At 62.1% G+C, this 21,894-nt stretch carries 23 protein-coding genes and 2 pseudogenes; 15 read left to right on the top strand and 10 right to left on the bottom strand.

Annotated features, from left to right (window positions below):
* Window positions 1-37 precede the first annotated feature (37 nt).
* Window positions 38-1,549 (top strand): DUF1800 family protein, encoded by a 1,512-nt coding sequence (locus tag OIU37_RS05085; protein WP_264256182.1) that lies wholly within the window; start codon window positions 38-40, stop codon window positions 1,547-1,549.
* 11 nt (window positions 1,550-1,560) lie between these two features.
* On the top strand, window positions 1,561-2,733 hold the full coding sequence (locus OIU37_RS05080; RefSeq protein WP_264256180.1) for a DUF1501 domain-containing protein: 1,173 nt from the start codon (window positions 1,561-1,563) through the stop codon (window positions 2,731-2,733).
* A gap of 157 nt (window positions 2,734-2,890) precedes the next feature.
* Here the strand turns inward: OIU37_RS05080 and OIU37_RS05075 are convergent, their stop codons facing one another.
* Together OIU37_RS05075 and OIU37_RS05070 are read right to left on the bottom strand one after the other, a co-directional pair.
* The gene (locus OIU37_RS05075; RefSeq protein WP_168313841.1) at window positions 2,891-3,478 is read right to left on the bottom strand and encodes a hypothetical protein; all 588 of its coding nucleotides are present in this window, start codon (window positions 3,476-3,478) and stop codon (window positions 2,891-2,893) included.
* Window positions 3,479-3,496: 18 nt separating this feature from the next.
* Window positions 3,497-3,883: an acyl-CoA thioesterase gene (locus OIU37_RS05070; RefSeq protein WP_168311648.1), complete on the bottom strand. Its 387-nt coding sequence runs from the start codon at window positions 3,881-3,883 to the stop codon at window positions 3,497-3,499.
* Between the two features lie 287 nt (window positions 3,884-4,170).
* Between OIU37_RS05070 and OIU37_RS05065 the strand changes: the two genes are divergently transcribed.
* The 3 genes from OIU37_RS05065 to OIU37_RS05055 all read left to right on the top strand — a co-directional run bounded on the left by OIU37_RS05065 (window position 4,171) and on the right by OIU37_RS05055 (window position 7,924).
* Window positions 4,171-5,988: a methyl-accepting chemotaxis protein gene (locus OIU37_RS05065; protein ID WP_168313840.1), complete on the top strand. Its 1,818-nt coding sequence runs from the start codon at window positions 4,171-4,173 to the stop codon at window positions 5,986-5,988.
* Between the two features lie 151 nt (window positions 5,989-6,139).
* Window positions 6,140-7,441 carry an extensin family protein gene (locus tag OIU37_RS05060; RefSeq protein ID WP_264256177.1) on the top strand — a complete coding sequence of 434 codons (1,302 nt, stop codon included), beginning with the start codon at window positions 6,140-6,142 and terminating at the stop codon, window positions 7,439-7,441.
* 135 nt (window positions 7,442-7,576) lie between these two features.
* Complete coding sequence (locus OIU37_RS05055; RefSeq protein ID WP_264256176.1) at window positions 7,577-7,924, top strand: CAP-Gly domain protein; 348 nt, start codon at window positions 7,577-7,579, stop codon at window positions 7,922-7,924.
* A gap of 17 nt (window positions 7,925-7,941) precedes the next feature.
* Here the strand turns inward: OIU37_RS05055 and OIU37_RS05050 are convergent.
* A pseudogene (locus OIU37_RS05050) lies at window positions 7,942-8,457 on the bottom strand (class I SAM-dependent methyltransferase); the annotation flags it as partial.
* A gap of 171 nt (window positions 8,458-8,628) precedes the next feature.
* Here OIU37_RS05050 and OIU37_RS05045 point away from each other — a divergent pair.
* Both OIU37_RS05045 and OIU37_RS05040 read left to right on the top strand, forming a co-directional pair.
* Window positions 8,629-9,024: an Ohr family peroxiredoxin gene (locus tag OIU37_RS05045; RefSeq protein ID WP_168311644.1), complete on the top strand. Its 396-nt coding sequence runs from the start codon at window positions 8,629-8,631 to the stop codon at window positions 9,022-9,024.
* A gap of 114 nt (window positions 9,025-9,138) precedes the next feature.
* Window positions 9,139-10,185: a DUF3095 domain-containing protein gene (locus tag OIU37_RS05040; RefSeq protein WP_264256174.1), complete on the top strand. Its 1,047-nt coding sequence runs from the start codon at window positions 9,139-9,141 to the stop codon at window positions 10,183-10,185.
* A 42-nt stretch (window positions 10,186-10,227) separates the two neighbouring features.
* On the opposite strand, the gene OIU37_RS05035 is transcribed toward OIU37_RS05040, so the two are convergent.
* On the bottom strand, window positions 10,228-10,644 hold the full coding sequence (locus tag OIU37_RS05035) for an NUDIX hydrolase (protein ID WP_264256172.1): 417 nt from the start codon (window positions 10,642-10,644) through the stop codon (window positions 10,228-10,230).
* A gap of 232 nt (window positions 10,645-10,876) precedes the next feature.
* Between OIU37_RS05035 and OIU37_RS05030 the strand changes: the two genes are divergently transcribed.
* Window positions 10,877-12,178 carry an epoxide hydrolase family protein gene (locus OIU37_RS05030; protein WP_264256170.1) on the top strand — a complete coding sequence of 434 codons (1,302 nt, stop codon included), beginning with the start codon at window positions 10,877-10,879 and terminating at the stop codon, window positions 12,176-12,178.
* A gap of 86 nt (window positions 12,179-12,264) precedes the next feature.
* Here OIU37_RS05030 and OIU37_RS05025 read toward each other — a convergent pair whose 3' ends face one another.
* Entirely contained in the window at window positions 12,265-12,771 is a 507-nt protein-coding gene (locus OIU37_RS05025) for a MarR family winged helix-turn-helix transcriptional regulator (protein ID WP_168313833.1), read from the bottom strand.
* Window positions 12,772-12,918: 147 nt separating this feature from the next.
* The gene (locus tag OIU37_RS05020) at window positions 12,919-13,689 is read right to left on the bottom strand and encodes a siderophore-interacting protein (protein ID WP_264256168.1); all 771 of its coding nucleotides are present in this window, start codon (window positions 13,687-13,689) and stop codon (window positions 12,919-12,921) included.
* 238 nt (window positions 13,690-13,927) lie between these two features.
* Between OIU37_RS05020 and OIU37_RS05015 the strand changes: the two are divergent.
* A pseudogene (locus tag OIU37_RS05015) lies at window positions 13,928-14,017 on the top strand (methyltransferase); the annotation flags it as partial.
* Window positions 14,018-14,137: 120 nt separating this feature from the next.
* Window positions 14,138-14,533 carry a hypothetical protein gene (locus tag OIU37_RS05010; protein ID WP_221981589.1) on the top strand — a complete coding sequence of 132 codons (396 nt, stop codon included), beginning with the start codon at window positions 14,138-14,140 and terminating at the stop codon, window positions 14,531-14,533.
* A 5-nt stretch (window positions 14,534-14,538) separates the two neighbouring features.
* Here the strand turns inward: OIU37_RS05010 and OIU37_RS05005 are convergent, their stop codons facing one another.
* On the bottom strand, window positions 14,539-15,231 hold the full coding sequence (locus OIU37_RS05005; protein WP_168284355.1) for a GntR family transcriptional regulator: 693 nt from the start codon (window positions 15,229-15,231) through the stop codon (window positions 14,539-14,541).
* Window positions 15,232-15,588: 357 nt separating this feature from the next.
* On the opposite strand from OIU37_RS05005, the gene OIU37_RS05000 reads away from it, so the two are divergent.
* A complete protein-coding gene (locus OIU37_RS05000; protein ID WP_182210146.1) occupies window positions 15,589-16,371 on the top strand; it encodes an alpha/beta fold hydrolase in 783 nt (260 codons plus the stop codon).
* Window positions 16,372-16,554: 183 nt separating this feature from the next.
* A complete protein-coding gene (locus tag OIU37_RS04995) occupies window positions 16,555-16,947 on the top strand; it encodes a VOC family protein (protein ID WP_171602846.1) in 393 nt (130 codons plus the stop codon).
* A gap of 91 nt (window positions 16,948-17,038) precedes the next feature.
* Here the strand turns inward: OIU37_RS04995 and OIU37_RS04990 are convergent, their stop codons facing one another.
* From OIU37_RS04990 to OIU37_RS04980, 3 genes are all read right to left on the bottom strand, one after another.
* A complete protein-coding gene (locus OIU37_RS04990; RefSeq protein ID WP_264256158.1) occupies window positions 17,039-18,385 on the bottom strand; it encodes an epoxide hydrolase family protein in 1,347 nt (448 codons plus the stop codon).
* Window positions 18,382-18,531 (bottom strand): hypothetical protein, encoded by a 150-nt coding sequence (locus OIU37_RS04985; protein WP_264256156.1) that lies wholly within the window; start codon window positions 18,529-18,531, stop codon window positions 18,382-18,384. Before OIU37_RS04985 ends, OIU37_RS04990 begins: the two co-directional genes overlap by 4 nt.
* Window positions 18,532-18,602: 71 nt before the next feature.
* Window positions 18,603-19,274 (bottom strand): TetR/AcrR family transcriptional regulator, encoded by a 672-nt coding sequence (locus OIU37_RS04980; RefSeq protein ID WP_171602843.1) that lies wholly within the window; start codon window positions 19,272-19,274, stop codon window positions 18,603-18,605.
* A gap of 93 nt (window positions 19,275-19,367) precedes the next feature.
* On the opposite strand from OIU37_RS04980, the gene OIU37_RS04975 reads away from it, so the two are divergent.
* The 3 genes from OIU37_RS04975 (at window position 19,368) to OIU37_RS04965 (ending at window position 21,733) form a co-directional block, all read left to right on the top strand.
* Window positions 19,368-19,967 carry an NAD(P)H-dependent oxidoreductase gene (locus OIU37_RS04975; protein ID WP_264256152.1) on the top strand — a complete coding sequence of 200 codons (600 nt, stop codon included), beginning with the start codon at window positions 19,368-19,370 and terminating at the stop codon, window positions 19,965-19,967.
* Between the two features lie 81 nt (window positions 19,968-20,048).
* Complete coding sequence (locus tag OIU37_RS04970) at window positions 20,049-21,008, top strand: acetylxylan esterase (protein ID WP_180694842.1); 960 nt, start codon at window positions 20,049-20,051, stop codon at window positions 21,006-21,008.
* Window positions 21,005-21,733 (top strand): esterase family protein, encoded by a 729-nt coding sequence (locus OIU37_RS04965; protein WP_171602840.1) that lies wholly within the window; start codon window positions 21,005-21,007, stop codon window positions 21,731-21,733. Before OIU37_RS04970 ends, OIU37_RS04965 begins: the two co-directional genes overlap by 4 nt.
* Window positions 21,734-21,894 lie beyond the last annotated feature (161 nt).

The following is a 21,894-nucleotide window of genomic DNA, read 5'->3' as shown; positions in this document are numbered from 1 at the left end:
TGGAATTGCTTTAGCGGTGATCAGGAGGTGAACGGCCATGAGTCTGTCTTTCCCGACGATGGCGGCGATCCGGTTCGGCTATGGTTTTCGGCCGGGCGAGGTGCCGCCGAGCAGCAAGGACGAGCTCATCGGCCAACTGCGCTTTGGGGCGGCGGCAACGCCGGACTTTCCGCTCGGCGGCCCCGACATGCGCCACCAGGCGATTCTCAGCCTGCAGGCGCAGCTGCGGCAGATCCGGCAGGACGCCAAGACGGTGACCGACGATACGACGCAGCGCGAGATGCGCAAGGGCGTGCAGCGGCAGGCGCAGCAGCAGTTCCAACACGATGTGAACCTGCGGCTGATGCAGGCGGTACTGTCGCCCTACGGCTTCTACGAGCGGCTGGCGACTTTCTGGACTGATCATTTCTCCGCCAGCGCCAACAAGAGCCTGCCGATGCGCCTCATCGTGCCGCTCTACGAGGCCGAGGCGATCCGGCCGTTCATATCAGGCAAGTTCGGCAATCTGCTGCGCAATGCCACCGCCCATCCGGCCATGCTGATCTATCTCGACCAGGCGGATTCGCTCGGGCCGGATTCGGTCGGCGGCATCAAGCGTAACAAAGGGCTGAACGAGAATCTCGGCCGCGAACTGCTGGAGCTGCACACGCTCGGCGCCGGCAGCGGCTACAGCCAGGCGGATGTGACGGCGGCAGCCATGGTGCTGACGGGGCTCACCATCGACCGCAAGGAGATGGACATCGCCTTCCGGCCGAATATTTCCGAGCCCGGCTCACATGAGGTGCTCGGCGTCAGTTATGGCGGGCGCAGGCGCTCGCGCGATGATTATCTCGATATGCTCGACGATCTCGCGCTCCATCCGAAGACGGCGGTGCATATCAGCCGCAAGCTCGCGGTGCATTTCATCGCCGACCAGCCCGACGAGGGCATGGTGTCCAATATGGCCGAAGCCTGGAAGAAAACGGATGGCGATCTGACTGCCGTCTACACTGCGATGCTCGACCATCCCGCCGCCTGGCGCGACGAGGGCGCCAAGGCGCGCCAGCCCTTCGATTATATAGTCGCCGGCCTGAGGGCGCTGAATGCGGGACCGGTCAACGGCGTCGTCGGCAGCTTCCTGGCGGCGAACCAGCAGGGCACGGACGAGGGCGACATGGCGGCGAACACGCCTGGCATGGCTGGATCGCCGGTGACGACCGATCCCGCCGGCGAGGCAAGGGAGAAGCGCCTCAAGGCGTTCCGGACGGCGCGGGCGCTGGGGCAGGGAGCGCTCAGGCGCATGGGCCAGCCGACCTGGCTGCCGCCGAGCCCGGCCGGTTTCGAGGAAGGCTTCTCCGCCTGGATCACCGGCAGCCAGCTCGCCGAGCGGCTGGCCTGGGCAAGGCGGGCCGCAGCACAGTTCGGCCGGGACGAGGATCCGCGCGAATTCCTGAAATCGACGCTTGCCGATGCCGCGCGCGACGAAACGATCCGCGTGGTGTCGCAGGCGCCGAACAAGATCAGCGGGCTGACGCTGGTATTGGCATCGCCCGAATTCAACCGCCGTTAGGAGCCTCTGTTATGAACCAGATCTCGCTTTCCCGCCGCGGCTTTCTGACCTCTGCCTGTTGTCTTGCCGCCGCTCCCATCTTCACGCCCGTCACCCTCGCGGCGATGCCGGGTGACAACCGTTTCGTCACCATCGTGCTGCGCGGCGCGATGGACGGGCTGGACCTAGTTCAGCCCTATGGCGATGCCGGTTTCGCCGCACTCCGGCCGACCCTGGCGCTGACGCCCGACACCGGGCTGCTCGATCTCGACGGGCATTTCGGCCTCAATCCGGCCGCGGCCGATCTGATGCCGCTGTGGAAGAGCCGCGAGCTTGCCTTCGTGCATGCGGTCTCCACACCCTATCGCGACCAGCGCAGCCATTTCGACGGGCAAGACATGCTGGAATCCGGCGGCGAGCATGTCGCCGAGGAAAAGACCGGCTGGCTGAACCGGGCGCTCGCCGTCATTCCGCGCTCGGGTGCGCGCAAGGCAATCGACATCAATACCTCGACGGAGCTGATCCTCTCCGGACCGAACAATGTCGACGTCTGGGCGTCGGATTCCAATCTGGCGCCGGCGCGCGACGAGATGCAGTTCCTGGCGCGGCTCTATGCCGGCGATCCGCCGTTCGCCGAGGCGCTTGCCGAGGCGACACGGGCCGACACCGCCTCGATGATGGTCGAGCCGGAGGGCCAGCGCGGCGCAAAGATCGCCGATGTGGCGGCCCTCGCCGGCAACATGCTGAAGGGCGATTACCGCATCGCCAGCTTCTCGATATCAGGCTGGGACACGCATATCGGCCAGGCCGGCCAGTTCAAACGGCCGGTGCAGGACCTTTCGCAGGCGATCAATATGTTGAAGACCACGCTCGGGCCCGAGATCTGGGCAAAGACGGTGGTGCTTGCCCTGACCGAATTCGGCCGCACGGTGCGTCAGAACGGCTCCGGCGGCACCGATCACGGCACTGGCAGCTGCGCCCTGCTATCAGGCGGCGCGATCGACGGCGGCCGCATCCTCGGCCGCTGGCCGGGCGTTGGTGACGGTCAACTGCTCGACGACCGCGACCTGATGCCGACCGCCGACGTGCGCGAACTCGCCGCGGCGATGCTCTACCGGCAATTCGATGTGAGTGCGGATGATTTGTCGGGGAAGATCTTTCCAGGGCTGGGGTTCGACAAGGGGTCGCAGTTTTTGAGGGGATGAGCGGCGGGGCGAATGCACGGAGCGTAAGCGAAGGGCAAGAATAAGGTCCTCTCCTGGCTAGCCAGGGAGCTTGCCGCTTCCCGGCCCCTCGCATGGCTCAGGGCGTTCGACGTTTGCAATCGATTCACCGATTGCTCCCGCTTCGTGGGACCACGTCTCACCCCAGCACATCATAAAGCCTGAAGATGAAGCTGACTTGGTAGATCAGGTTGGCGATGATGAAGGCTGCGTGGAAGCGGCGGCTGGGAGTCCAGGCGGCGATGGCGCAGAGGATGATGTAGACGATGTTGCGGGCGGGATACTCCCAGCCGAGCGAGAGGATGCGCTCGTGGCCCTTGATCGCCGTGTCGAGAACATCGACCGCGTAGGTGAGACCAAGGATGCCGAAGAACCATTTGCGCCGGGAAATGAAATATTCCTCGTAGCCGCCATATTCGTCGAGTGAAGCAGGAAAGAGCAGGGCGCAGAGCAGGAAGAACAGACTGCAGAAGCAGACGAGGAAGAGATAGATGCCGAACCCGATCGCAGGCACGGCCTGCAGGCGATATTCCCACCACCAGATATGGATGATGAACAGGAACATCGACAGCGCCCAGCCGAGATGGATCGGATAGACCTTGGCCTTACCAGGATGCTGGACGATGCCGGCAAGGCCGGTCAGCACCCTCGCGAGCGAAAGGCTGATGACCATGCCCATCACCACCTTGATGTGAAGGAAAACCTCCGGCGAGCTGACCGTTTCCATGCTTTCGATCCTGGCCTGTCACTCTTCGGGGACTTGCTTCGGTTTGCCCTCTTCGTCGAGCGCCACCATGATGAAGGTGCCGGCCGTGACCTTTTCCTGTTGGTTGTAACGTGAACGATGCGCCCAGGCTTCGACGATCAGCGTGATCGAGGTGCGCCCGACACGCTCGATATCGGTATAGACCGACAGTGTATCGCCGATTTTGACAGGCAGCTCGAAGGCCATTTCCTTGACCGCAGCGGTGACGACGCGGCCTTTGGCGCGCTCGGCCGCACGGATACCCGATGCAAGGTCCATCTGCGCCATGACCCAGCCGCCGAAGATATCGCCAGCCGGATTGGCATCGCCAGGCATGGCAAGTGTGCGCAGCGTCAGTTCGCCTCTCGGCTTGGCGGCATCGGTCATCAAATCTTCTCCATCTGGCGCAGGGTAGGGTGTGTGATTCACTGAGAAAGACCCTAGTGCAAGGCCGTGGGCTGTAAAAGATGGGAAGGCCTGGCGCTGCGGGCGATGAACGGAAGAAATGCCGCATCCGTTTCCAATTGAAATTTCATTCGATTTCAACTGGTTGAATTTTGCAACCGCAGCATCCCCTTACGTTATTTAATCATCTTCTAATTAAGCTTTACGCTCCAGTAATTCCGATGGTTCAGTGTGGGACTGATCTCACACAAAGAATCGCCGGGAACCTCATGCGCAACGTCAAGATTTCCACCCGTCTTTACTGCCTCGTCGCCTTCACGCTTGCCGTGCTCACGGCGACGATGGTCTTCTTTCTGAACTATTCCTATTCCGAGCTGGAAGCGGAGCGGAAGGCAGGGCTGGCGCAACTCGATGCGACGGCGCTCGGCATCTTCGAAAAATATTACAAGATGGAGCAGGCGGGCACGATGACCCGCGAGCAGGCGCAGGCGGCCGCCAAGGACGTGATCGGCGCGATGCGCTACGGCGCCGACGGCTATTTCTGGATCAACGATATGCATCCCAAAATGGTGATGCACCCGATCAAGCCGGCGCTTGATGGTACCGATATCTCGCAGATGAAGGACCCGACCGGCAAATTCCTGTTCGTCGAGTTCGTCAATAAGGTGAAGAAGGACGGCAAGGGTTTCGTCGACTATCTCTGGCCGAAGCCGGGCGCCGATGAGCCAGTGCTGAAATACTCCTATGTCGCCGGTTTCGAGCCCTGGGGCTGGATCGTCGGCACCGGCGTCTATGCCGACGACCTTGCCGCGCTTTATCGCCAGAATTTGCTCTGGGCCACGATGGCCTGCCTGATTGGCGCTGCGGCGACGATCGCGATCGCCTTTGCCATCGTGCGCAGCGTGACGGCGCCGATTGCCCGGCTGAGGAAAGCGATGAATGCGATTGCTGCCGAAGAAGCGTCGGTAGAGATCGCCGGCAGCGAGTATCGCGACGAGGTCGGCCAGATGGCCAAGGTGCTGCTGGTGCTGCGCGACTCCGTCGATGAGCGCAGCGCGCTGCGCGGTCGGGAAGACGAGAGGCAGCGGCAGATCGAAGAAGAGCGCCGCGGCAACGAGGCGAGCCTGCGCTCTGCCTCCGAACGGCAGACCCATGCGATGCAGGCGCTCGGCGTCGGCCTCGAAAAGCTTGCGAGCGGCGATCTGACGGTCGCGATCGGCGATATCGGCGACGATTACGCCAAGCTCAGGAATGACTTCAATGCGGCGGTCGACGCGCTGAACGGCGTCATCCACGCGATCGCCGAATCGAGCCGCGTCGTCAACGACAGCGCGTCCGATATCAGCGAGGCGACGGGTAATTTGTCGAAGCGCACGGAACAGCAGGCTGCTGCGCTGGAAGAAACGGCCGCAGCGCTCGACGAGATCACCGCGACGGTCAAGACCGCATCCGAACGGGCGAACGAGGCGCGCGAGATGGTGGCCGAGACCAAGGCGAGTGCCGGAAAATCCGGCGAGATCGTCCGCAACGCGGTGACGGCGATGGGCCGGATCGAGGATTCGTCCAACCGCATCGGTCAGATCATCTCGGTCATCGACGAAATCGCCTTCCAGACGAACCTTTTGGCGCTGAATGCCGGCGTCGAGGCTGCGCGGGCGGGCGAGGCGGGCCGCGGCTTTGCCGTCGTCGCCCAGGAAGTGCGTGAACTTGCCCAGCGGTCCGCCAATGCGGCCAAGGAGATCAAGGAGTTGATCAGCCGGTCGGCGACTGAGGTCGAGGGCGGGGTGGCGCTGGTGCGCTCGACGGGCGAGGCGCTGCTGGAGATCGAGGCGCTGGTCAACCAGGTCAACGATCACGTCGCATCGATCGCGACGGCGGCGCGCGAGCAGTCGACCGGGCTGAACGAGATCAACGGCTCCGTCAATCACATGGACCAGATGACGCAGCAGAATGCCGCGATGGTGGAGGAGACGACGGCGGCAAGCCGCACGCTCGCCGACGAGAGCACCCAGCTGAAGACGCTGCTTTCGAATTTCCGCCTGCGCGGGGAGCCGCCGCCGGTGACCCGATACACACGGGCAGCGTGAGGAAACGTAGAGATGAGAGGCCGGGAAACCGGCCTTTTTCATTTCCGTCGCGTTCAGATTGTGCCGGTAAGTTTTCATTCACCGTTTTTAATTAAAATTGGAGTGAGTTTTTTCGGTCACTGCCCAGCCAGCCTGCGGAAGCGATAAGAGTATGGCGTTTGTTTCCTTTCCTCGGCGATCCCTTTTGCCCGTGCTGCTCTCGGTGGCGCTGACGACCTGTTCGATCAGCGACGGGCTGGTGCCGCCGGCCAATGTCGACAACGGCACCAGGGTCAGCTCGATTTCGCCGTCGCGGGGGGCAGCGCGCATGGCGCCTGCCGTGCGCATGGCGCCGGTGGAGAGCCAGGCCTCCTATCCGGTTTCCAGCGCGCCCGTCGGCAATAGCCAGGGCTCCGTCGATTATCTCGATACGCCAAACCTTGCCGGCACCGGCCACGCGCAGCGGGCGCAGGGGGGTAGGCTACCGATGATCGACAGCGACGAGGCGCTGGCGGCAGGCCAACCGAGCGGCAACTGGGGCGGCACGCAGGCGCTTGCGATCCCGTCGGGCGGCGTCAACATGGATGACGATCTCGGGGCGGAGCCGGTCGTCGGGCTGGCGCAGGAACAACATCAGCAGATCGCCGAGGGCAACGCCACCGAGCCGGTTGTCGACGGCATCGGCACCGATAATCCAACGCAGCTCAACCAGCCCATGCGCCAGCCCCCGCAGCAGCCAATGCCGCAGCCGGCGGCCGAGGCACAGATGAGCCGGGCGCCCGCGTGGAACGACGGCAGCCCTGTGGTGGCGCCGGCCCGTGTTCCCGAAGAGGACGAGAGCGAAGAGGTCGCGATGCTGCGGCCGAACAATCCGATGATGAGCCAACCGGCAGCACCCGTCGATCCCAGCGTCATGCCGTCCTCCGAGCTTGCCTGCCGGCGCGAGCTGAAGCGCATGGGGGTGCTCTTCGACGACAAGCCGCCGATTTCGAACGGCCCGGCCTGCCGGGTGCCTTATCCGGTGTCGCTGAAGGGGCTTTCCGGCAATATCGGCGTCCGCCCGGCTGTAACGCTGAACTGCCAGGTGACGCTTGCCTTCGCCAAATGGGTGAAGAACGAACTGGCGCCGTCCGCCCGCTACCGTTACTGGTCCGGCATCAAGACCATCCAGCCGCTCGGCGGCTATTCCTGCCGGCGCATGAACAACAGCCGGCAGAGATACAATCCGATGTCGGAACACGCCCGCGGCAACGCCATCGACGTCGGCAAGTTCGTGCTGAAGAACGGCCATGAGATCGACGTGCGCAAGAAGGGCCTGTTCTCGCTACGCGAAGGGCGGCTGCTGAAGGCGGTGCGCAGCGACAGCTGCCGCTATTTCAATACCGTGCTCGGGCCGGGCAGCAACCCGGAGCACTGGAACCACTTCCACTTCGATCTTCGCTCCCGCAAGAGCGGCAAGGCCTATTGCGACTGATGCATATCGCCTAAGCCATGCGGCGCGGGTGCGGCTGATGTCGCAGCATCGGCCTCGGCTGCCAAAAAACGGTTCATCCCTGCCGCAGGGCGCGCTATAGATCGGCGAGCCGATTGCGTTTCGAGAGTTTGATCCATGAGCTATGATTTCCATGTCGGCCAGAAGGTCATCTGCATCAACGACACCTTCAAGCATGTCAGCATCGACCAGCTGATCCGCAAGGGCGAGATCTATACGATCCGCTGGGTGGGTGAATATACCCATTATATCGACGGCACCTTCATCGGGGTGAAGCTCGCGGAGATCAACCGCGGCAATGACGACGGGCCGGAAGGTTATGGCGCGGCCGACATGCCCTATCGTGCCACGCGCTTCCGGCCGCTGGTGAAGGACAAGATCTCGTCGCTGCGCAAGCTGTTGGCGCCGACGCCCGATGCACCGGTGGAACCGAAGGAAAAAATCAGGAAAAAAGAGAAGGTCTGAACGCCCCACGGCACCGATCAGACCGTCTTTCTGCTCAGGAACAGCGCAGTCTCTTTGCTGACCTCAAGCACGCCGTCGCGTTGGCTGAACGCATCGGCAATGGCTTGACGGAACCTGACGAGTTGGGTTTCGTCGGCGCCATCGCCGGGCGGATAGGAGGTGAGCGCCAGGAAGACATCCTCAGGCTCGGTGATCCGCAGGCTTGCCGGTTGCTGCGACATTATCACGTTTCCAAACTGCGACCGCATCGATCGCTCGGCAGCGTCATATCCGAAGGCTTCGGCAGCCGGATCGTATGGGGCACTGCCGAATACGGTCGTCAGCGCGTAGATCTCACGCATATTGCCGGCGCCGTTGGTTGTGACTGCGAGTAAGCCGCCCGGTCTCAGCACTCTCGACATGTCCGCCATGCCTGCGGCCGGGTCGGGCAGGTGATAGAGCATATGCATCGCGACCACTGCATCGAAGGCGCCATCTTCGAAGGGGAGCGCGGCGGCGTCGGCCTGGCAGCCCCGAACGGAGCCGGGCCAGCTTGTTCGCATAGCTGCCGCTGAGGGTTGCCCGGATATGGCGCGTTTCCACATTTGCAAATAAATCGCATCCGATTAAATCGGAATGTTGTTGACATTGATTTTGGTGGGGCGTATTAAAGCGCATCCGATTTAATCGGACACGTATCAAACTTAGACCGAAAGGATATCACCATGACCGAGAAGCTTCTCTTTACCGGCAAAACCCACATCTCCGGCGGCCGCGACGGCTCCGCGCGCAGCAGCGACGGGACGATCGACATCAAGCTGCCGCAGCCGCATCCGGCCGCCGAAAACCTGTTCGGCATCGCCTGGTCGGCCTGCTACATCGGCGCCATCGAACTTGCCGCTGCCCAGAGAAAGATCACGCTGCCGGCCGGTCCCGAGGTCGACGCGGAGATTACTCTCAACGCCGACAACGGCTCCTTCTTCCTGAGGGCGCGCCTCAATGTCAGCCTATCCGGCATCGATCGCGACGTTGCGCAAGAGCTGATCGAGGCAGCACATGGCATCTGCCCTTATTCCAAGGCGACACACGGCAATATCGACGTCGAGACCAAGCTTGTCTGAGCGGGCGAGGGCAGACGTCATCGCCGAAGGATTTGATGCGGAGGGCCTGCCGGCCGGCAGACCTCTTGCTGAGGTAGCAGGCACGGGAAACCTTGCCGATCTGGAGAGCAAGCCATGATCAATAGCCACGGCCAGTCGCACCAGGCCTATGACGAGTTTTCACATGTGCTCGACCCCGATGTCTATCAGCCGTTGCCAGATGACTGGCTGATCGGCATCACTGATGTCGTCAACTCGACCACGGCGATCCGGTCGGGGCGCTACGAAGACGTCAATTATGCGGGCGCATCTGTTATCGCTGCCCTCGGCAATGCCTGGAGATCGTTCGATTTCCCCTTCGTGTTTCGCGGAGACGGGGCGGCATTTGCCTTGCCGCCGCAAGGCATCATGGCGGCGACATCGGCATTGCGGCAGGTCGCGGGCTTTGCAAGAGCCGATCTCGATCTTACCCTTCGTATCGGGCTGCTGACCGTGCGCGAAATCCGCACCAGTGGGCGCGACGTCAGAATTGCCCGTTATGCCGCCTCCGGGAACGCGAACTATGCGATGTTTACAGGGGGCGGGCTCAAATGGGCGGAGCAGCAGATCAAGAACGGCCGGTATCTGGTCAAGCCGGGCCGCTACGCGACGAAGCCCGATCTGACCGGCCTCAGTTGTGACTGGACGCCGTTCCCAAGCCAGAGGGGCGAGATCCTGTCGCTGCTGGTCGAGCCAAATGACCATACCCGTCCCGAGGTCTTTGCGGCGCTGGCGAAACGCGTGCTTGCGATTTTCGATGCCGCACCGCGCCAATCTCATCCGCTTCCCGGCGATGTTCCCATGTCAGGAGACAGCGGGAAGCAGGTCGATGCGAAAGGCTGGGCGGAGGTCGCCGCCAATTCGGATTTCCGCAAATTCGACGACGGTTTGCGCCTGACGCTGGACTGCACGCCGGAGCAGATCGACAGGGTCGAAGCGATCCTCGTTCCGGCGAGGGCGCGCGGCAAAATCAAGTTCGGACTGCATTGGCAATCCCATGCGCTGATGACCTGTCTCGTGCCATCGGACAGGCCGGATTCGCACCTGCATTTCCTCGATGGAATGGGCGGCGGCTATGCCAGGGCCGCCGAGAAGATGGAGGAAGGCGCGCTTGACGATGTCGTCCGGCATCATGCTCCGTAGGCTCAGGACCCAGCCGGCGCGGGATCATGGCCGCCAAGAGATCTAAGCGGGCTTCCCCGTCTCCCGGCTGACCAGGTTTGCGAGCATTTTGCCGAGTTGAGGTGGCGCCAGCTCGACATCGCATTCTATCGTGGCGACACTAAACCATCTAAGCTCGGTGTGTTCGTCATCGACCAGCCGCGGATAGCCGTGCCACTGATCGATGCGGTAGACATGGAAGGTGACGGATGCCTCAGGCGGGTCTTCCGATACGAACTTCCCAGCAAACTGCAAGCGCTGCGGCGTCACGCCTATTTCTTCCATCAATTCCCGGCGCATTGCCGTCTCGGCGTCTTCGCCGTGTTCGATATGGCCGCCCGGGAGGCTCCACCGATCCGGGTGCACCCTGCGCTTGGAACTGCGCTTGGCCAGAAGAACGGTTCCGTTCTGGCTCAAGACGCCCATCGCGATGTCGGGCATGCAATCTCCTCTGCCTCATCGATCTCGCGCCCATGCTGCCCGCAGCCATGGCTCTTTGCAATGACCGGTCGTCCATCGAGACAGTCGAGGCATAGCCTGACAGGGTAAGTTGACCCCTGTATTGCCCGGGCGCATAGTCCCCAGACAGACGCGAATGACCTGCTGTTGCGAACGAGGTCGGTCAGTCGATCTTCGTCCGTTTCCGAACAGATCAAACGAAGAGGAGAGCGTCATGCCGCCCACATCCCTGTCAACGCCCACGCGGCGCGAGCTGCTTGCGGCCACGGCCGCAGCCGGAGCCATCGGCATGCTTGCCGGGACGCGTAGCGCTGAGGCAAACGGCGACGGGCTTAGCCCGTTCAGCGTCAATTTCCCCGAGGATCAGCTTGACGATTTGCGCCGGCGCGTCGCGGCCACCCGTTGGCCTGATAAGGAGACCGTCGCGGATGATACGCAGGGCGTGCAGCTCGCGACAATCCAGAAACTCGCCAAGCATTGGGCGACGGATTACGACTGGCGCAAGATGGAGGCGCGGCTCAATGCTTTGCCGCAATTCATCACCGAGATCGACGGGCTGGATATCCACTTCATTCACGTCCGCTCCAAGCATAAAAATGCGCTGCCGCTGATCGTCACGCATGGATGGCCCGGCTCGATCATCGAGCAACTGAAGATCATCGAACCGCTCACCGATCCGACAGCGCATGGCGGGAGCGAAGAGGACGCATTTGACGTGGTGATCCCGTCTTTGCCGGGTTACGGCTTTTCCGGGAAACCGACGGGGTCGGGGAACTGGAACCCGCCCCGCATCGCGCATGCCTGGGCGACGCTGATGCAACGTCTCGGCTACACGAAGTTCGTGGCGCAGGGTGGCGACTGGGGCAATGCGGTGACCGAATTGATGGCGGTGCAGGAGCCGGCGGGATTGCTCGGCATTCACACGAACATGGCGGCCACGGTTCCTGCTGACATCGCCAAGGCTCTTGCCGCCGGTGGCATGCCGCCAGCCGACCTGTCGCCGGACGAAAGGCGCGCCTTCGATCAGCTCGACGATTTTTACAAGAATGGGCTGGGCTATGCCATCGAGATGAACAACCGGCCGCAGACGCTCTACGGGATCGTCGACTCGCCGGTCGGGCTTGCGTCGTGGATGCTCGATCACGACATCCGCAGTTATCGGATGATCGCCCGCGTTTTCGACGGAGAGCCCGAGGGGTTGACCAAGGACGATATCCTCGACAACGTCACGCTCTACTGGCTGACGAACACAGCAATCTCCTCGGCACGACTCTATTGGGACAACGCGCACCATCCGTCGGGCGGGTTCTTCGACCCCAGGGGGATCAAGATCCCGGTGGCGGTCAGTGCTTTTCCCGACGAGATCTACCAGGCGCCGCAGAGCTGGGCGGAGAAGGCCTATCCGAAGCTCATCCATTACAACCGGTTGCCGAAGGGCGGTCACTTCGCCGCCTGGGAACAGCCGATGGTTTTCACTGCCGAGCTCAGGACGGCGTTCCGGCCGCTGCGGCAGTAGACTTAAAGCGTGTTGCGATCCTTTAGATTCGCTTGCCACGTTTTAGGTCTTTGATTTTCCTCATGCCGCGATCGCAAATGCCGCGATCACGATTTCCCCGGTTCGCCCTGAGTTGACCGTAGGAGGTTGTCGCGCAGCGTCGTCACCGATTTCTGCACGACGGGAAAGTCGTCGCCAAGGCCGGTGGCCCCAAGCAGCGCGTTGCCGGGATCGGTTTCAACGAGTTGGCGCCCTGCCGGCGTCAGGCTGACCCGTACCTGCCGTTCGTCGGCGGGATCGCGGTGACGGGTGATATAGCCATTCGACTCCAGCTTCTTGAGGATGGGCGTCAGCGTGTTGGATTCGAGGAACATTTTTTCCCCCAACACTCCAACGGTCTGGTCGTCCTCTTCGGAGAGGGCCACCATGGCGATGTATTGCGTATAGGTCAGGCCAAGTTCATCCAGGATCGGCTTGTAGGCGCGGCCGAAGGCGAGATTTGCAGAATAGACCGCGAAGCACAGAAAGTTGGAAAGTTTCCGGCCGTCCTTGCCCGCTGACGGGGAGGCGGGCGCAGGCGTCCCAGGCTGTCTTGCGGTTTTAGATACGGGCATGGTTTCATCCTATCCAGGCTCTGAATACTAGGAGTTACATATACATCGTATCCGATTAAATCGCAACTGAATTTGTGACTCTTTTCGATCAGCTTGTCCGGCCGTCGCCCCAGTTTCGGGAGCGGCGGTCCGTAGACGCCTCGCCGCCTAGCCGAACTTCTCCGTCGTATCGGCCTTGCCGAATACCCAGTAGCCGGACGCCTTGATCCAGCCGAGTGGGCAACCTCGTTCCAGCAGGTAGGCGCGGATATCGCGTGTCACCGAGGCTTCCGCCGCGACCCAGACGAAGGTCTCCGGCTGGATATCGACCGCGCTCAACAGCTTCAGCAGCGCTGCGGCATCGGTTGCCTGCGAGAGAGGCCGATGCGCCCAGTGGAGGTGCAGTTCGGCTGATGTCTCGAAGCTCTGCTCTTCCAAGGGGCCGGTGACGGCTGCGATTGTGGTGATGACGGTTCCGGCGCCGCTCTCCTCGATCCGGCGGCCGATCGCCGGCAACGCGGTTTCGTCGCCAATCAGCAGCCACCGTTTGACTGTTGCGGAAACTACGGCGGAGCCCCTTGGTCCGCCGATCTCGAGCCTGTCGCCGGGGCGCGAATTGATCGCCCATTGGGTCACCGGGCCTGCTTCGTGCAGGGCGAAGTCGATGGTCAATTTCCGCTCGGCATTGTCATAGCGGCGCGGCGTGTAGTCACGACGTTCTTCTCCACCATCGGCAGTGGGAGTGAAGATCTTGATGTGATCGTCAGCACCGAGACTGATGAAATCGGCGAGATCGTCACCTGCCAATATGACCCGGCGCATGCTCGGAGTGATATTGATGACGCTTTCGACCGTCAGTAAGCGCCGCCGCGTATCGTGGCGAATCCGCTCAATGCCAGGGGTCGATGAAGCTTGAACTTTGAATTGATTGTTATCCATGTGTCCTTCCGGGGCTTCTGAAGCTCGATCCGCAGGACACAGTCGCGCAGATCGAAGCCGCAAAGCCGTTCGATCATACGCGTTGAGTGACGTTAACGCTTACGTGGCCGGGTGACCCGACCATTGACGGCATGATGTAGCCGACGACGGCGGCATCTGCAACGGCAAGGTGGTCAACAAGAGCGATGATTGCCAAAGTTTAACTTTCCGGTGCCGTTCCGCCGGGGCAATGATCGGCCGATCAGCGGAAGCCGTTCGCGCCAAGCCAGGGATATCAAGCGTGCTGCTGACGGTCGGCAGCGGGCTTGAGGTCAGTCGGTTCTATTGAGGCTGAGCAAGATTAGCGGCCATTTTGTTTTTTGGTTGCAGCAAAAAAGATGACACGTTTGAAGCTAATTTCCGACACTTTCCCGATCAAAGCTCCGCCATCGCGAGCTTTGGAGATGTGATGTCGGGCATTCTTATCGCCACGCTGTTGGCAACGGTTTCAGCAAAGATTCCCGCCGGATTTTCCAGCGGTGACCTCCTTTATTCTGATTGCGGCGGCTCACGGCAGTTTGTCGTCGGATATGTCGCGGGTTGGTTGGACAAGTGGAACCGGGACGAGTATTTGGCCCGCCGTATTTTCACCGAAGTCGTTCCTGCGCCCAAAGCAATGGTGAACTCGGCGTATTTTGCCAACTCCGTTGGGGTAAACGTCTGTGTGCCGGTTGGAACGACTGCGGAAGCAATCGGCAATACATTGTGTACATTCCTCCAAGAGAATCCCGGCATTCGCGAGGCCACCGGCGACGAGCTGATGACGACCTTGATCGCCTATAAATACCGCTGCCCCGTGCCGTAGGAACGTCAAACTCCCCCCGGCTTGTTGGTTTCGATGAAACGGCTGAGCGAGGTGGCGGCGTTCAGCATGTGGGCGCGCATGCGCCGGGATGCCATCTCACCGTCGCCTTCGGCGATCGCCTGCATGATTGCCTCGTGTTCGTCCCGGGATCGGCGGAGCCGTTCGCCCTGGCGCAACTGCGTGCGCCGGAAGGCGTTCAGGCGGTTACGCACGGCGATCGCCTGTTCGGCAAGGAAGCTATTGTGGGTGGCGTGATAGATGGCTTCATGGAATTGGCGGTTGAGGCTGTCGTAGGCATCGAAATTTCCGGCTTCGACGATCGGCTCTGAGAGGTCGTGCAGTTCGATCAGATGGCTGCGCTCCAGCGGCGTCATGCGGTAGGCGGCGAGCCTGACGCATACTGCCTCGATCTCGGCCACCGTTTCGAACATTTCCATGATGCGTTCCGGCGTCATGCGGGCGACGACACCGCCGCGTCGGGCGCGAAGCTCGACGAGCCCGCCCGCCGCCAGCTGACGCAGCGCTTCGCGAACCGGCGTGCGGGAGGCGCCGAAACGATCGGCAAGCTGCTGTTCGTCCAATGCTGCGCCCGCCGCCAGCGTGCCGGTGGCGATCTCGTCGGTCAGGGCGTTGCGGATGCGGTCGGAGAGCAACCCGCGATCATCGCCGTCATCCTCGGTTTCGAATCCATTCGCCATTCCGTTATCTCCCGACCTGTTTCAACATCGACGGCTCTATCGATTGTGTATGCAAATGCGATTGATGCGCCGCTCAGCGTATACACTTATGGCATCACGAAGGTTTTACGTATTCAATAATTGACTTTATATCGGATGGGAATACATAAATCTCAGTAAGCAAGGCTTCTGCATACACGAAGCGCTTCAAATACCATTTGAATACGACTGGAACCGCAACGCGACGAAGGCAGCGCCTGGCAAAGCGAACCGTTCCGATACGGCATCACAGACCAATTTTGACTTGGCTTCGGTTCTTCGGTTCCGTGCCAACATGCTTTCGATCCTTCAATTCCCCTACGCACAAGGAACCAGATCATGATGATGAACAGACGGACTTTCTCGGCTGCCCTTGTTGCCGGCGCCGCCGCTTCTCTGCTTTCTACCCGCGGCATGGCCGCGACATCCGCTCCCGTTAAGGCGCGCAACGTCGTGCTGGCGCACGGGCTGTTTGCCGACGGCTCGTGCTGGACCGAGGTGCTCGCGCGCCTGCAGGCGGCCGGGCTCAATGCCACGGCGGTGCAGAACCCGCTGACGACGCTGCCGGAGGCCGTCGCTGCCGTGAAGCGGGTGCTCGACCGGCAGGATGGCCCGACGGTTCTGGTCGGGCATTCGTTTTCCGGTATGATGGTCACCGAGGCCGGCGTGCACCCTGACGTTTCGGCGCTCGTCTATGTGGCGGCGCGGGCGCCGGATGCAGGTGAGGATTATACCGCTCTCGCCAAGACCTACCCGACGCCGCCGGCTTCGGCCGGCATCGTCTTCGACGGCGACGAGGGGCGGCTGAGCGAGGAAGCCTTCCTGCGTGATTTCGCCGGCGACCTGCCGGAGGCGAAAGCGAAAGTTCTCTATGCTGTGCAGCAGCCATTCCAAAAGGCGCTGCTGACCGGCAAGACGACGCAGGCCGCCTGGCGTTCGAAGCCGAGCTGGTATGCGGTTTCGACCGAGGACCGGACGATAAATCCCGATCTCGAACGCTTCATGGCCAAACGGATGGGCGCGAAGACCATTGAAATCCAGGCCAGCCATCTGTCGTTGATCTCCCACCCGGACGAGATCACAAAGCTGATCCTCGAGGCGGCGGGGCAGAATACGGACTGATGCCGAGGCCGGGAAGCGGCAGGGCCGTTCGCCGGCTGGTCACCGCTTGCTTTGGTGATGGGCCATGATGCCGCGACGGTCGCGTCAAGTTTGGCCGAGGTTCGGAACAAGAGGCGGCCGAGGGTGTTCACCGAACTAAGCCTCCATCGAAGTTGCAGGTCACCTCGTTTGCGAGAGACCGCTATGGCCATCCACTTCAATCATACCATCCTCTTGGCTCGCGACAGCAAGACCTCGGCAGATTTTCTGGCCGATATGTTGGGGCTGCCGGCGCCGCGGCGCTGGGGGCCGTTCTACATGGTCACGACCGACAACGACGCCAATCTCGATTATATGGATACGGAAGGCGAGATCGTCCGCCAACACTACGCCTTCCTGGTCGGAGATGATGAATTCGAGGCGATATTCAATCGAATTCGCGAGCGGAACCTGCGTTACTGGGCTGACCCCGGCCAGCGGAAGCCGAGCGAGACCAATGACCACGACAACGGGCGCGGGGTCTATTTCGAAGATCCGAACGGCCACCTGGTTGAGATCATCACGCGCGCTTATGGCAGCGGCGGCTGGAATCCGTGAGCTTGGCGCCAAGGGAGGCGACCCCCGTGCCGATCATGGACAATCATACCAGGCGGCAGCATCCCTGAGCGGCGAGGGGCCGCCGCTCCTCTCATATCGGTCGGCGCAACGGCCTGAACGCGGCTCGAAGCTCGGCGGAGAAGAGCTCCGGCTGCTCCCAGGCGGCGAAGTGGCCGCCCTTGTCGACCTTGTGGAAATAGCTAAGGTTGCGATAGGCGCGACGGGCCCATGTCTCGGGGGCCTGATAGCTCTCCCCAGGAAAGACGGTGATGGCGACCGGAAGCGCGATCTTGGAGGTCTTCTCCCCGGCCGCAAGGACGGGACTGCGCCCGCCGCCATATTCCCAGTAGATCCGGGCCGAGGAAGCGGCGCTGTTGGTCAACCAGTAAAGCGTGATGTCGTCGAGCACCTCGTCGGGAGACTTTTCGGGATCTCTGCTGTCGTAGGTCCAGTGTGTGAAGCCTGGATGACCGAGCGTCCATGCCGCAAGGCCGGCCGGGGAATCCGATATGGCGTAGCCGATCGTCTGCGGCCTCGTGCCCATCATCGTGGCATAGGACCTGTTCCCCATCTTGGCTGCGGCGCTGAGGGCATCGAACGCCGCGCGTTCCTCGGTGGAGAGTCGCTGCGGCGCCGGCCCGCCCGCGGCGAGCACCGCGGCAACTTCGGGCGGCACGACAGCCGGCAGGTTGATGTGGATGCCGAGCAGGCCTTGTGGCGCGAGCCGTGCCATCGCGCCGGAGACCGGCGAGCCCCAGTCGCCGCCCTGGGCGACGTAGCTGCTGTAAGCGAGGCGCTTCATCAATTCCGCCCAGGCCCGCGCGATGCGGTCCGGCCCCCAGCCGGTGCCGGTCGGCTTGCCGGAGAAGCCGTAGCCCGGCATCGACGGAATGACCACGTCGAACGCATCTTCGGCGCGTCCGCCGTGAGCGGTCGGATCGGTGAGCGGGCCGATGATCTTGAGGTTCTCGAATACCGATCCCGGCCAGCCATGGGTGATGATGACGGGCAGGGCATTCGGATGTTTCGAGCGGACGTGAATGAAGTGGATGTCTAGGCCGTCGATTTCGGTGATGAATTGCGGCAGCGCGTTCAGCTTCGCTTCCGCCTTTCGCCAGTCGTAGCCGGTGCCCCAATAATCGACGAGCGGCTTGATCTTTTCGAGCTGTATGCCCTGTGACTGGTCGTCGACCGTCTCTCGTTCGGGCCAGCGTGTTGCCAGCACGCGCCGGCGAAGGTCGAGGAGGTCCGCCTCGGGAGTGTCGACGCGAAACGGGCGGATCGCATCTCCCGTGGCAGCCGATGCCGGATAGGACGGAAACAGGCTGGTCGCGCCCGCGGCGGCGATCCCGATCGCCGCGGTGGTCAGGAACCTGCGCCGGTCGCGGTTCAGGGATTCCGAGCCGGCACTTGTGAGCATTTTGAAGAGCATGGTCATGGCATTGTCTCCTTTGAAGCAGACGCCTTGGGCAAGACTTCGATGAGTTCCGCCGTCGTCAGAATAGCATGGGCGTAGGTCGGGCCGTTCAGCTTGTGCGCAGCATCCATCATTTGGTGCGAGAAGGCGGCCGTCGCGTCGCTCACCAGGTCGTCCCGAAATAACCGAGTTCCATGGCGAAACGGGCGGTGGATTCGATACAGGTAGTCCCGCCGGATCATCTCGATGCGAGGCCGGCCGTATCGCGCAGGTGAGCGGGATGCGTGCCGCCGCCCATACTTCTCGCCACCATCGCGACGATGGTTTCGAAGAGTTCGTTCTTTGCCTCGACAGCGGTGATGTCGCCCGACGCGGCGGCATAGGAGAGGGCTTCGGCGGCGCCGAGCATGGCCCAGAGGCCGGCTGCGGCGATCGTGCCGGCACCGGTAAAGGGCGAAAGCGCGATGCGGCATTTCTCGATGAAGGCCGCTTCGTATTCGCGCTTGATCCTTTCGAGTTCCGGCGAGCCGGCAAGTGCTGCGATCACACCGGGGATTTCGCGGCCCTGAAGAAGCACGCAGTCGACATAGGAGGTGGCGATGACTGTGGCCCGGTCTACGAGCGACGGCTGGCTTGCTGCAAGGGCTGCGTCCATCACAGCCGTCTGGCGGGCGTCGAATTCGCGGTAGAGCGCTGCGAGCAGGCCGGGGCGGGTTTCGAAATGATCATAGACAACGGGTTTCGTTACGCCCGCCCGCTCGGAAAGCCGGCCGAGGGTCAGCGCTTCCGTTCCCTCGTCACGGGCGATCTGCCAAGCAACGTCGAGCAACTGGCGATGCCGATCCTGCCGCGACAGGCGGCGGCGCGGTTGCGGATCGGTCGGCTGACCTGTTGTTTCGGCGCTTGACATCACTATATACCAAAAGTAACTTACTGAAAGTAGCTTACCAAAGGTATACAGCCCGCGTCTTCCGTCCGCAATCATTCAACAGGAGTTTTCTGCATGCACGCGCTCATCGTCGTCGCGCATCCCGATCCCCGGTCGCTCACCCACGGCGTTGCCGCCCATCTTGCCGAAGGTGTCACACTTTCCGATGCCGGCCATTCCGTCGAGTTTGCCGATCTCGCGGCCGAGGGCTTCGATCCCCGGTTCAGCGCTGCCGATCTCGGCCTGCATCTGAGGGACGAGGCGGTGCCGGCCGATGTCGCCGCCGAGCAGGCGAGGATCGACCGCGCCGATGCGCTGGTGCTCGTCTATCCCGTCTACTGGTGGTCGATGCCGGGGCTGCTCAAGGGATGGATTGACCGGGTGTTCACCAATGGCTGGGCTTATGACGATCGCTCGGGTACCGGGGTGGCGAAGCTGCTCGGCCGTCTGCCGGTGCATCTGGTCGGGCTTGGCGGCGCCGATGCCGGGACCTATGCGCGGCACGGCTATTTCGGCGCCATGAAGACGCAGATCGATCACGGCATCTTCAACTATTGCGGCGCCCCCGTAGTGACATCGGAGCTGCTGCTCGAAGCCGGGCCGGACGATGTGGCCGCTCATCTCAAGGCGGCGCGTGCCATCGGCTGCGGGCTTTTTGACGGTTCGCGGCAATAGAGGGCTGTCCGGCCGCGCCGTTTTGCGGGTCGGCGGAGGCAGAGTCTTGCGCCGCCGGCCTTTTCACGAGAAAAGCCTTGGATGAGCATTCCCAAGACACATCCCTTCGATTTCGACCCCACCTACGGCATGCCTCTCGCGGAGCTTCTCGCGGTCGAGCCGCCCGAGGCGCCTGAGGGTTTCGATGCGTTCTGGCAGGCGCGCTATCTGAAAGCGCTGGCGGTTGATCCGCAGCCGGTGCTGCGCCGGAGCAAGATCACCCATCCCGACTGGCACGTGCTCGACCTCGTCTATCTCTCGACCGGCTCTTTCCGCATTGGCGGCTGGCTCATCCTGCCGCGCAAGGGGGAGGTGCGGCGCGGCCTCGTCGTCGGGCATGGTTATGGCGGGCGGGATCGGCCTGAATTCGATCTGCCGGTCACGGAGACGGCGGTGCTCTTTCCCTGCTGCCGCGGGCTGTCCCTTAGTGCTCGTCCGCCGATCTCGCAGAATCCCTCCTGGCATGTGCTCCACGATATCGACAAGCCGAAATCCTATATCATCGGCGGCTGCGTCGAGGATATCTGGCTCGCGGTTTCGACGCTTGCGGCGCTCTATCCCTGGCTGTCAGGGCATATAGGTTATAGCGGCATCAGCTTCGGCGGCGGTGTCGGGGCGATGGCGATTGCTTACGACCAGCGCATCGATCGCGGTCATCTGGCGCTGCCGAGCTTCGGGGATCAGCCGCTGCGGCTGACCTTGCCGACAGTCGGCAGCGCGCAATCGGTGCAGGAGTATTATAAGAAACACGCAGATGTGCTCGAGACGCTTCGGCTCTACGATGCGGCAACGGCCGCTTCGCGGATCAAGGTGCCGATGCTGGTTGCCGTTGCGCTGTTCGATCCTTCGGTGGCGCCGCCCTGCCAGTTTGCTGTCGCGAATGCGATACCAAAATTTAATGAAATCTTCATCCTGGATGCAGGGCATTTCGACTATCCTGGCAGCGCTGAGCAAGAGGCGGTTCTCCGCGACAAGGTGGGACAGTTTTTCAGGGTGCCATGAACCGCGAATATCTGCGCTGGTACAGTCAGCGGCTGCATCGAGACATGGAGATGCTGGTGTTCGGCCATGCCGGCGCCAAGGTGCTGGTTTTTCCGACGCGGGAAGGGCGCTTCTTCGAATATGAGCAGCTCGGCCTGGTCGGCAGCCTTGCCGACAAGCTGCAGGCCGGACAACTTCAACTCTATTGCATCGAAGGCTTGGCGGTCGAGACCTTCTATGCCTTCCACCATCACCCGGCCGAGCGCATCCGCCGGCATGGCGCCTTCGAGGATTATATCCTGCACGAAGTTCTGCCGTTGATGGCGGCGAAGAACCCGCATGACTGCACCATCGTGCACGGCTGCAGCCTCGGCGCCTTCCAGGCGGCAAGCCTGTTCTTTCGTCATCCGCATCTCTTCCGCAAGCTCGTCGCCTTTTCCGGCCGCTACGACCTGACGATGAGGGTGGAATCCTTCGGCGACCTGTTCGACGGTTATTACGACGACAGCGTCTATTTCCACACGCCGACGCATTTCCTTCCCGGTCTTGGCAGCGACTGGCGGCTAGACAGGCTGCGCGAGAGCGACATCGTCCTCACCATCGGCGATGCCGACCCCTTCCTCGACAATAACCGCTATCTCAGCCGGCTGCTTGGTGAAAAAAATATCGGCCATCAGCTGCATGTCTGGGACGGACGCGCCCACCGCGCCGGCGCCTGGAGGAAGATGGCGCCGCTTTACATCTGACGTCCTCGGGATGCGTTCATATGCAATCCAAACTCGCCGAGGTGTAAGCGGCACCTATGAATGTCGTAGTTTTTATGTGCGTCGGCCTTTGAAGCATTGACATTTGCAAAGAGTAATTCAAACGTAAAACGTTTTTGGCGATCGAAATGCACGCAGAGGAT

It is taken from the genome of Rhizobium sp. BT-226, assembly GCF_025847085.2.
Lineage (GTDB): Bacteria > Pseudomonadota > Alphaproteobacteria > Rhizobiales > Rhizobiaceae > Rhizobium > Rhizobium sophorae.
Note: the sequence above shows the minus strand (reverse complement) of the source record. Positions and strands in the feature narration are given on the sequence as shown.

What these genes read in the sequence shown, in the direction of transcription:
- OIU37_RS05085 (WP_264256182.1), top strand. Translation starts at nt 38, where the DNA reads ATGAGTCTGTCTTTCCCGACGATGGCGGCGATCCGGTTCGGCTATGGT.
- OIU37_RS05080 (WP_264256180.1), top strand. Translation starts at nt 1,561, where the DNA reads ATGAACCAGATCTCGCTTTCCCGCCGCGGCTTTCTGACCTCTGCCTGT.
- OIU37_RS05075 (WP_168313841.1), bottom strand. Translation starts at nt 3,478, where the DNA reads ATGGAAACGGTCAGCTCGCCGGAGGTTTTCCTTCACATCAAGGTGGTG.
- OIU37_RS05070 (WP_168311648.1), bottom strand. Translation starts at nt 3,883, where the DNA reads ATGACCGATGCCGCCAAGCCGAGAGGCGAACTGACGCTGCGCACACTT.
- OIU37_RS05065 (WP_168313840.1), top strand. Translation starts at nt 4,171, where the DNA reads ATGCGCAACGTCAAGATTTCCACCCGTCTTTACTGCCTCGTCGCCTTC.
- OIU37_RS05060 (WP_264256177.1), top strand. Translation starts at nt 6,140, where the DNA reads ATGGCGTTTGTTTCCTTTCCTCGGCGATCCCTTTTGCCCGTGCTGCTC.
- OIU37_RS05055 (WP_264256176.1), top strand. Translation starts at nt 7,577, where the DNA reads ATGAGCTATGATTTCCATGTCGGCCAGAAGGTCATCTGCATCAACGAC.
- OIU37_RS05045 (WP_168311644.1), top strand. Translation starts at nt 8,629, where the DNA reads ATGACCGAGAAGCTTCTCTTTACCGGCAAAACCCACATCTCCGGCGGC.
- OIU37_RS05040 (WP_264256174.1), top strand. Translation starts at nt 9,139, where the DNA reads ATGATCAATAGCCACGGCCAGTCGCACCAGGCCTATGACGAGTTTTCA.
- OIU37_RS05035 (WP_264256172.1), bottom strand. Translation starts at nt 10,644, where the DNA reads ATGCCCGACATCGCGATGGGCGTCTTGAGCCAGAACGGAACCGTTCTT.
- OIU37_RS05030 (WP_264256170.1), top strand. Translation starts at nt 10,877, where the DNA reads ATGCCGCCCACATCCCTGTCAACGCCCACGCGGCGCGAGCTGCTTGCG.
- OIU37_RS05025 (WP_168313833.1), bottom strand. Translation starts at nt 12,771, where the DNA reads ATGCCCGTATCTAAAACCGCAAGACAGCCTGGGACGCCTGCGCCCGCC.
- OIU37_RS05020 (WP_264256168.1), bottom strand. Translation starts at nt 13,689, where the DNA reads ATGGATAACAATCAATTCAAAGTTCAAGCTTCATCGACCCCTGGCATT.
- OIU37_RS05010 (WP_221981589.1), top strand. Translation starts at nt 14,138, where the DNA reads ATGTCGGGCATTCTTATCGCCACGCTGTTGGCAACGGTTTCAGCAAAG.
- OIU37_RS05005 (WP_168284355.1), bottom strand. Translation starts at nt 15,231, where the DNA reads ATGGCGAATGGATTCGAAACCGAGGATGACGGCGATGATCGCGGGTTG.
- OIU37_RS05000 (WP_182210146.1), top strand. Translation starts at nt 15,589, where the DNA reads ATGATGATGAACAGACGGACTTTCTCGGCTGCCCTTGTTGCCGGCGCC.
- OIU37_RS04995 (WP_171602846.1), top strand. Translation starts at nt 16,555, where the DNA reads ATGGCCATCCACTTCAATCATACCATCCTCTTGGCTCGCGACAGCAAG.
- OIU37_RS04990 (WP_264256158.1), bottom strand. Translation starts at nt 18,385, where the DNA reads ATGACCATGCTCTTCAAAATGCTCACAAGTGCCGGCTCGGAATCCCTG.
- OIU37_RS04980 (WP_171602843.1), bottom strand. Translation starts at nt 19,274, where the DNA reads ATGTCAAGCGCCGAAACAACAGGTCAGCCGACCGATCCGCAACCGCGC.
- OIU37_RS04975 (WP_264256152.1), top strand. Translation starts at nt 19,368, where the DNA reads ATGCACGCGCTCATCGTCGTCGCGCATCCCGATCCCCGGTCGCTCACC.
- OIU37_RS04970 (WP_180694842.1), top strand. Translation starts at nt 20,049, where the DNA reads ATGAGCATTCCCAAGACACATCCCTTCGATTTCGACCCCACCTACGGC.
- OIU37_RS04965 (WP_171602840.1), top strand. Translation starts at nt 21,005, where the DNA reads ATGAACCGCGAATATCTGCGCTGGTACAGTCAGCGGCTGCATCGAGAC.